At 75.6% G+C, this 7,050-nt stretch carries 5 protein-coding genes and 1 pseudogene; all 6 read right to left on the bottom strand.

Annotated elements, in window-relative coordinates:
* A partial coding sequence (locus tag ETD96_RS38165) for a hypothetical protein (protein WP_240808522.1) occupies positions 1-949 on the bottom strand: 949 nt, incomplete at its 3' end.
* 4 nt (positions 950-953) lie between these two features.
* A complete protein-coding gene (locus tag ETD96_RS38160) occupies positions 954-1,910 on the bottom strand; it encodes a copper transporter (RefSeq protein WP_138641361.1) in 957 nt (318 codons plus the stop codon).
* Positions 1,907-3,157, bottom strand: a complete 1,251-nt coding sequence (gene steA / locus ETD96_RS38155) for a putative cytokinetic ring protein SteA (protein ID WP_138641360.1) — start codon at positions 3,155-3,157, stop codon at positions 1,907-1,909. The genes ETD96_RS38160 and steA overlap by 4 nt, the downstream gene beginning before the upstream one ends.
* 133 nt (positions 3,158-3,290) lie before the next feature.
* The gene (gene recN / locus ETD96_RS38150; protein ID WP_138641359.1) at positions 3,291-4,997 is read right to left on the bottom strand and encodes a DNA repair protein RecN; all 1,707 of its coding nucleotides are present in this window, start codon (positions 4,995-4,997) and stop codon (positions 3,291-3,293) included.
* A gap of 220 nt (positions 4,998-5,217) precedes the next feature.
* Positions 5,218-6,105, bottom strand: a pseudogene (locus ETD96_RS38145) (NAD kinase); the annotation flags it as partial.
* Positions 6,106-6,232: 127 nt separating this feature from the next.
* A complete protein-coding gene (locus ETD96_RS38140) occupies positions 6,233-7,036 on the bottom strand; it encodes a TlyA family RNA methyltransferase (RefSeq protein ID WP_138641357.1) in 804 nt (267 codons plus the stop codon).
* Between the last annotated feature and the right edge of the window lie 14 nt (positions 7,037-7,050).

Genomic DNA, 7,050 nt, shown 5'->3' with positions numbered 1-7,050 from the left:
GGTCGGGGGCGACGCCGTCGCCCGCCGGGCGGAACGCGTCGTCCGGCTTCTCCGCCTCGCCGGCGGGGGCCGGGACGTGCGCCGCGGCGGCGGGACGGCGGCCGAGCATGTCGATGCGGTTCAGCACCGGGTTGCCCGCGATGACCTTGGTGAAGCTGACGAACTCGCTGGCGGCGTTCAGCCCGGCGAGCCCGGCCAGCACGGCGAGCCGCGGCCCGCGCCCGAGCCGGGTCGCGCCGAGGCCGAGCAGCGCGCCGAGCGCGTTCGCGCCGGTGTCGCCGAGCATCGCGCGCTCGCCGAGGTCCTCGGGGAGCAGCGCGGCGGCGGCGCCGAGCGGCGCCGCGACGACGGCGGAGCCGGACCGGGTCAGCGCGAGCGGGCCGCCGGCGAGCAGGCCGACCTTGATCGCCCGGCCGGGGCGCAGGTCGAACAGGTTCATCAGGTTCGCACCACCGGCGATGATCGCGCCGTTGACGAGCGTGTCGAAGGCGCGCCCGGTGCGGGACGGGGCGGGCGACCCCGCGACCGCGGCGGCGGCCAGCCCGGTCGCGCCGATGCCGAGGATCTTCACCGCGCCGCTGGTGACCTCGCCGCGGGCGAGCGCGGCCAGATGGCCCTTGAAGCCGCGGGAGGCGCCCGACCCGGCGAGGTCGTCGTAGCCGCCGAGGACGCCGGACCCGGTGCCGGCGAGCAGCGCGGCGGCGCGCATCCGGCCCGCGGCGCCGGGCGCGAGCAGCCCGGCCGCGGCGGCGCCCGCGACGAACGCGGGCCCCTCCAGCAGCGTCACCGGCTCGCCGCGGTGGTTGGTGCGGCCCCAGACCTCCTCGCCCGGCAGCCCGTTCAGGCCGGGCGGCCGCCGGGTCAGCGCGGCGTGCGCGGCGCGCGCCGCCACCGCGCCGAGGGCCAGGCCCGCCGCGAGCCGCGCGCCCCTCGCGATGCCTCTGCTCATCAGGTCACCCGTTCTTCCCCGCCGTGGGCGCGGGCGAGGGCAGGTAGCCGCTCGCGCCGGCACCCGTCCCGTACTGCCCGGACTTGCCGCCGATCTCCCTCTGCAGCGCCAGGATCGTCACGACCTGCCCGGACGCGGTGTCCACCGCGTCCACGGTGGAGACCGAGTCGCCGGCGTCGGAGTCGCGCAGCGCCGCGATCAGCCCGCCCTCCTGCGCGGAGGTCGGCGGGCCACCGACGACGGTACCGCGCCCGGCGGCGTCGAGGGCGGTGGCCAGCGAGATCAGCCCCTTGGTCGCGGCGTCGCCCCCGGTGTAGTTGTACGGGGCGGCGGGCGCGACCATCACGGCGAGCGTGGCGTGCTGGCCCGGCTTGCCGCTGGTGGTGACGTACCCGGCCTCCTTGAAGCCGTTGAGGACGGCGCCGCCGACCGCGTCCTCGCGGCCGGACTTGGCGGGGTCCTTGGTGACGAGGGCGTTCGCCAGCACCATGCCCGCCTTGTCGTAGGCGCTCGCGTCGCCGGGGAAGGACACGTCGTCGGCCTTCAGCTGGGTGGCCAGCTCGTCGACGGTGGTCTGCTGGTCGGCGTCCAGGAGCTTCTTCTGGATCGTGACGCGGCCGGTGACGGCGGCGCCCGCGTTCTTCGCCAGCTCGCTGACCCGCTCGATGCTGTCGTTGCCGGCGCCCGGCGTCTCGATCAGCACGACCGACTGGTCCTTCAGCCGGTCGGCGACGATCTGGGGCGACAGCACGTTCGCGAACTGCTCCTGCCCCTTCACCTGGTGCTCCAGCTCGCGCTGCGCCAGCCGGGCCTGCTGGGCGGTCTTGGCCGCCGAGTTGGCCTGCTGGCGCAGGGTGTCGCTCACCGAGTCCGACAGGGTGGTGGAGCCCAGCACGATGCCGAGCGCCAGCGCGAGGAAGATCGCGACGATGGAGACGAGATGGTAGCGGAAATCGATCACGTGAAGAGTCCGGTCAGCCAGAAGACGAAGGCGTGCCAGCGGTCGGCGATCAGGGGACTGATGACGTCCCCCGCCGGGGACATGGCGACGGCCGTGACGATGGCGATGAACGCGCCGAGGACGAGGAACAGCAGCGACCAGGTGGAGATCCTGCTGCGGTAGAGCCTGCTGACGCCCTTGGCGTCGACGAGCTTGCTGCCCACCCGGAGCCGGGTGAGGAAGGTGCTGGCCATGCCGGCGCGGCCCTTGTCGAGGAACTCCACCATGTTGGCGTGCGTGCCGACCGCGACGATCAGGGTGGCGCCCTTGTCGTCGGCGAGCAGCATCGCGATGTCCTCGCTGGTGGCGGTGGCGGGGAAGACGACGGCCTCCTGCCCCAGCTCGTGGACGCGCTTCAGCCCGGGCGCGCGGCCGTCCCGGTAGGCGTGCACGACGATCTCGGCGCCGCAGGTGAGCGCGTCGTCGGACACCGAGTCCATGTCCCCGACGATCATGTCGGGGCGGTAGCCGGCCTCCAGCAGCGCGTCGGCGCCGCCGTCCACCCCGATCAGCACCGGGCGGTACTCGCGGATGTAGGGCCGCAGGGTCGCGATGTCCTCGCGGTAGTGGTAGCCGCGGACGACGATGAGCGCGTGCCGGCCGGCGATCTTCGTGGTGACGTCGGGGACGCCGACGCCGTCGATGAGCAGGTCGCGCTCGCGCTTGACGTACTCCATCGTGTTGGCGACGAACGCCTCCAGCTGGGCCGCGAGCCCCGACTTGGCCTCGGTCAGCGCCGTCTCGACGGTCTCGGCCGTCTGCTCGGTGCCCTTGGCCACCACGTCCTCGCCGCGGTGCACGGCGGGCCCCTCGACCCGGACCTGGTCGCCCTCGTGCAGCTTGGTGAAGATCTCCGGGCCGACGTCGTCCACCAGCGGGATGCCGGCGTCGATCAGGATCTGCGGGCCGAGGTTCGGGTAGCGCCCGGAGATGCTCGGCGCGACGTTCACCACGGCGCCGACCTCGCACGACACCAGCGCCTCGGCGCTGACGCGGTCGAGGTCGACATGGTCGATCACCGCGACGTCGCCGGGCTGCAGCCGCTTGGTCAGGTCCTTGGTGCGGCGGTCGAGCCGGGCCGTGGCGGTGACCCCGGACCGGCCGTCGTCGCGGCCGCGGCCGAGCGTGAGCACGCGCCGCGGCAGCTTCAGGGCCGGCCGGGCGCCGCGGTCGGCGCCGGGCTCGGCGGTGGGTGACGGGTCGTTCATCACCGACCATCCTGCCAGAGCGCCGCAGTGGACGCCGGAAGGCACGACTGTCCAGGCGTGTCCGATCGGGCACGCTCTGTAGCGTTTGCCGGGGCGCCGCGGCGGGCGGGGGCCGCGGCGGAGGACGGCGCGCTCACCGGTCGTCGGCGGCCATGGCGAGCAGCTCCTCGGCGTGCGCGCGGCCGAGCTCGGAGTCCTCCAGGCCGGCGAGCATGCGCGACAGCTCCCGGACGCGGCCCTCCCGGTCCAGCGCGGTGACGCCGCTGCTGGTCACGGTGCCGTCGTCGGACTTCTCCACCACCAGGTGCTGGTCGGCGAACGCGGCGACCTGCGGAAGGTGCGTGACGACGATCACCTGCGCGTTGCGGGCCAGCCGCGCCAGCCGGCGCCCGGTCTCCACCGCGGCCTTGCCGCCGACGCCCGCGTCGACCTCGTCGAACACGAACGTCGGGACCGGGTCGGCGCCCGCGAACACGACCTCGATCGCCAGCATCACCCGGGACAGCTCGCCGCCGGAGGCGCCCTTGTGCAGCGGCAGCGGCGGCGAGCCGGGGTGCGGCGCGAGCCGGACCTCGACCTCGTCGACGCCGTGCGGGCCGTACTCCTCGGTGGGGGTGACGGTGACGGAGACGCGGGCGTGCGGCATCGCCAGGGCCGTCAGCTCCTCGGTGACGGCGCCGGAGAACCGCTCGGCGGCGCGGGCGCGGACCGCGGTCAGCTCCCCGGCCTCGGCGGCGAGCCGCTCGGTCAGCTCGGCGTGCTCGGCGCGCAGCTCCTCGATGCGGTCGTCGTCGCCCTCCAGCTCGGTGAGCCGGGCCGCGGCCGTGCGGGCCCACTCCAGGACCGCGGCGGCCGTGCCCTCCGCCCCGCCGTACTTGCGGACCAGCGCGGTCAGCTCGGCGCGCCGCTCCTGGACGGCGGCGAGCCGCGCCGGGTCGGCGTCCACGGACTCGGCGTAGGAGGCGAGGTCGGTGCCGACGTCGGTGACGAGGTAGCCGGCCTCGGCGAGCCGGTCGGCGAGCGCCGCCAGCTCCGGGTCGTGGTCGCGGACGGCGTCCAGCGCGTTGCGGGCCTGGCCGAGCAGGCTCGTGACGTTCGCGGCCTCGAACGCGGCGGCCGGGTCGCCGAGCAGCGCCTCGTGCGCGGTGTCGGCGGCGCCGCGCAGCGCGTCGGCGTGCCCGAGGCGCTCCTCCTCGGCGGCGAGGTCGGCGTCCTCGCCGTCCTTGGGGTCGACCTTCTCGATCTCCTCCAGGCCGAAGCGGAGCATGTCGGCCTCCTGGGCCCGCTCGCGCGCCCGCGTCGTCAGCTCCTCCAGCAGCGCCGTGACCTGCCGGTGCCGCTGGTACGCCTTGGTGTAGGCGCGCATCGGCTTGGTCAGCGCGCCGCCCGCGTACCGGTCGAGCGCGGCGCGCTGCCGCCCGGCCTGCAGCAGCCGCTGCTGGTCGGCCTGGCCGTGCACGGCGACCAGGTCGTCCGCCAGGTTGATCAGCACGCTCACCGGGACGGACCGGCCGCCGAGGAACGCGCGGGAGCGGCCCTCCGCCGACACCGACCGGGTGACGATCAGCGCGCCCTCGTCCAGCTCGCCGCCGGCCTCCTCGACCCGCTCGACGACGCGGCCGCCCGGATCGACGACGAGCCGCCCCTCGACCGTGGCGCGGCCCGCGCCCGGCCGGACCCGCTGCGGGTCGGCGCGGCCGCCGAACAGCAGCCCGAGGCTGGTGACCACCATGGTCTTGCCCGCCCCGGTCTCCCCGGTCACCACGTTGAAGCCCGGCGACAGATCGAGCACGGCCTCGTCGATCACTCCGAGGCCCTGGATCCGCACCTCATCGACCATCGGACGCACCGGCGTCACAACCCTCCGCAAACAGATCCCCGATCGGCGCCTGTGGAGATTATCCTCTCTGCCCGCCTGCCGCTCCCCCGGCCGATTCGCCGGAGCCGCCCTCCGGGCCGCCGCCCGGCCCCGGGACTGCGGTGCCGCCGCCGGTTCCGGAGGCGTCCCCGACCTGCGAATCCGCCAGCGGCGGGGACGGCCGGGACGGCCGGGACGGCTGCCTGACCCGCCCCCGCCAGCCCGTTACGGGCAGCCCGAACTTGGTGACCAGCCGGTCGGTGAACGGGGTGAGGTGCAGCCGGGCGAGCCGCACCGGCACCGCGCCGCGGCGGACCTCCACCCGCGCGCCCGGCGGCAGGTCGAGGGTGCGGCGCCCGTCGCACCACAGCACCGCGCGGGGCGTGCCGGGCAGCACCTCGACGGCCACCGACGAGCGCGGCGACACCACCAGCGGGCGGGAGAACAGCGAGTGCGCGCTGATCGGGACGACGAGCATCGCCTCGACCTCCGGCCACACGACCGGGCCGCCGGCGGAGAACGCGTAGGCGGTGGAGCCGGTCGGGGTGGCGCACACCACTCCGTCGCAGCCCCAGTTCGACAGCGGGCGGCCGTCGATCTCGGCGACGACCTCCAGCATCCGCTCCCGCTCGGCCTTCTCGATGCTCGCCTCGTTCAGCGCCCACGTCGCGCCCATCACCGTGCCGTTGCGGCGGGCGGTGACGTCCACGGTCATCCGCTCCTCGACCTCGTAGCGGCGGTCGCAGACCCGGTCGACGGTGGCGGCGAGGTCGTCGCGCTCGGCCTCGGCGAGGAACCCGACGTGCCCGAGGTTGACGCCGAGCAGCGGCGTGCCGGACGCGCGGGTCAGGTCGGCGGCGCGCAGCAGCGTCCCGTCGCCGCCGAGGACCATGACGACCTCGGCGTCGTCGGCCGCCGCCGCGGTGCTGGGCATGACCTCCACGCCCGTGCAGCCGATCTGGTCGGCCTCGGTGTCCAGGACGCGGACGCCGATCCCGGCCTGGCCGAGCCGCTCGATGACCAGCTGCGCGCTGCGGACGGCCTCCGGCCGCCCGGTGTGCGCCACCACCAGCACCGACCTCTTGCTCATGCTCTCGCCCCACTCCCCGGTGCGCTGCGGCCTGCAGACGTCTGGACGAACACCCCTCCCGCGGGGGTTCCCTTCTCGGACGTCCTCTGTACGTTCCGGGGACGGTCCACGTTCGGGGGCGCGCCGCTCACTTCGGCCCCTCGTCGATCGCCTTGGCGAGGGCGGCCTCGTCCAGCGGCGGGGCCCCGGCGCGCAGCCACAGGAAGTACTCGACGTTGCCGGACGGGCCCGGCAGGGGGCTGGCCGCCACGCCGAGGACGCCCAGGCCGAGCGTCGCGGCGTGCTCGGCGACGCCCCGCACGGCGTCGGCGCGCAGTTCCGGGTCGCGGACGACGCCGCCCGCGCCGACCCGGTCCTTGCCGACCTCGAACTGCGGCTTCACCATGACGGCGTAGTCGGCGTCGGGGGCGACGCACGCGCGCACCGGCCCGAGGACGAGCTTCAGCGAGATGAACGACAGGTCGCCGACGACCAGGTCGGGCGGCGGATCGCCGAGCGATCCGGGTTCCAGGTCGCGGATGTTGACCCGCTCCATGACGGTGACCCGCTCGTCGGTGCGCAGCGACCAGGCGATCTGCCCGTAGCCGACGTCGACCGCGTAGACGCGGGCGGCGCCCGCGCGCAGCAGGACGTCGGTGAACCCGCCGGTGGAGGCGCCCGCGTCGAGGCAGGTGCGGCCCTTGACCTCCAGGCCGGGGAACGCCTTGAGCGCGCCCGCGAGCTTGTGCCCGCCCCGGGAGACGTAGTCGGGCCCGTCGGCGGCGTCCTCGACGACGATCGCCGCGGCGGCCTCGACCTGCGTCGCGGCCTTGGCGGCCCGCTGCCCGCCGACCCGGACCCGGCCGTCGGCGATGAGCCGGCCCGCGTGCTCGCGCGACCGCGCCAGCTTGCGGCGGACGAGCTCGGCGTCCAGCCTGCGCCTCGCGCTCACGGGCGGGGGCGCAG

Origin of the sequence: Actinomadura geliboluensis (assembly GCF_005889745.1) — a bacterium.
Classification (GTDB): Bacteria; Actinomycetota; Actinomycetes; order Streptosporangiales; family Streptosporangiaceae; genus Spirillospora; species Spirillospora geliboluensis.
This window is presented reverse-complemented; position numbering and strand designations above follow the sequence as displayed.

What these genes read in the sequence shown, in the direction of transcription:
- steA (WP_138641360.1), bottom strand. Translation starts at nt 3,157, where the DNA reads ATGAACGACCCGTCACCCACCGCCGAGCCCGGCGCCGACCGCGGCGCC.
- recN (WP_138641359.1), bottom strand. Translation starts at nt 4,997, where the DNA reads ATGGTCGATGAGGTGCGGATCCAGGGCCTCGGAGTGATCGACGAGGCC.